At 64.7% G+C, this 1,693-nt stretch carries 2 protein-coding genes; both read left to right on the forward strand.

Annotated features, from left to right (window positions below):
• Positions 1–834: pyridoxal phosphate-dependent aminotransferase (locus EN749_RS35250; RefSeq protein ID WP_145991164.1), on the forward strand; the 834-nt coding region annotated here is incomplete at its 5' end.
• Positions 828–1,693: FAD-dependent oxidoreductase (locus tag EN749_RS35255; protein ID WP_145991165.1), on the forward strand; the 866-nt coding region annotated here is incomplete at its 3' end. The genes EN749_RS35250 and EN749_RS35255, both read left to right, overlap by 7 nt.

Below are 1,693 nucleotides of genomic sequence, written 5' to 3' on the forward strand. Positions count from 1 at the left end.
GATATCGTCACCATTGCCGAAGGCAAGCCGGTCTGTGTCCCGTGCAGCGCGCAAGCCGGTTTCAAGCTGACGGCGAACCAGCTCGACGCAACGATCACGCCCAGGGCGAAATGGCTGATCCTCAACTCCCCCTCAAACCCGTCCGGTGCTGCCTATAGCGCGACCGATTATCAGCCGCTGATCGAGGTCCTTCTGAGGCATCCGCATGTCCGCTTGCTGGTCGACGATATCTACGAACACATTGTCTATGACGATTTCCGTTTCGTCACGCCGGTTGCGCTGGAGCCACGCCTGAAGGGGCGCACGCTCACCGTCAACGGCGTTTCGAAGGCCTACGCCATGACCGGCTGGCGGATCGGCTACGCCGGCGGCTCGCGCGAATTGATCAAGGCAATGGCGGTGGTGCAGAGCCAGTCGACGTCTTGCCCGTCATCGGTCAGCCAGGCCGCAGCGGTCGAGGCGCTGTCCGGTCCTCAGCACTTCCTGAAGGAACGGATCGAGGGCTTCCGTCGCCGTCGCGATCTCGTCGTTGCCGGGTTGAACGCCATCGATGGCATCGACTGCCGCGTGCCCGAAGGCGCCTTCTATACCTTCGCGGGTTGCGCTGGTCTGGTCGGCAAGACAACGCCCGCCGGCAAGCCGATCGAAACCGACACTGACTTCTGCGATTATCTGCTACAGGAAGCCCACGTCGCGGTTGTCCCGGGCGCGGCTTTCGGCCTGTCGCCGTTCTTTCGCATTTCCTATGCGACATCCGAAACAGAGTTGATGGAAGCGATCCTGCGCATTGCCGCGGCTTGTTCGCGCCTTGGGAGCGACAGCGACCGATGCTGAATGATCCCCGCTCGCACGGTCTATGGCAAGCGACCGCGCCCGAACCGCCGACAACGGCATCATTGGACGCAGACGTATCGGCCGATGTGGTTGTCGTCGGCGGCGGCTACACGGGCATGTCCTGCGCCCTTCATCTCGCCGAAGGAGGCCGGAAGGTGGTCTTGCTGGAGAGCCGTGAGATCGGCTTTGGCGGCGCGGGCCGCAATGTCGGGCTGATCAACGCCGGCTTGTGGCTGATGCCCGACGACATGTTCGCCGCGCTCGGCCCTGTCCATGGCGAGCGCTTGCTGCGGTTGCTGGGCGACGGCCCGGCACTGGTGATGGATATCATCGACAGGCATCGCATCGACTGCGAACTGGAAAGAAGCGGTACGCTTCACTGCGCCGTCGGTCCGGCAGGGCTGAAGGAGATCAAGGAGCGCGAGGCGCAATGGCAAAGGCGCGGCGCGCCGGTGCGTGTCCTCGATGCCGCGCAAACGAAAGCAAGGCTGGGCACGCCGGCCTATTGCGGCGCCCTGCTCGACGAGCGCGCCGGCACGCTGCAGCCGCTCGCCTATGCGCGCGGCCTTGCCCAGGCCTGTCTCCGAGCCGGAGTGACGATACACACGTCCAGTCCGGTCGTCGCCGCCGACCCGAAAGGTGATGGCTGGACTGTTCGCACCGCCGGCGGCGCCGTAGACGCCGAGTGGGTCGTGGTCGCCACGGACGCGTATGGCACGGGGCCGTGGCGAAGCACGCGTACCGAGCAGGTGCATCTGCCATACTTCAATCTGGCAACACAGCCGCTCGACGTCGATCTGTTGCGAACCATCTTGCCCGGGCGCGAGGGCGCCTGGGACACCAGGACAATCCTGTCTTC

The sequence above is a fragment of the Mesorhizobium sp. M7A.F.Ca.ET.027.02.1.1 genome (assembly GCF_004022985.1).
Taxonomy (GTDB): domain Bacteria; phylum Pseudomonadota; class Alphaproteobacteria; order Rhizobiales; family Rhizobiaceae; genus Mesorhizobium.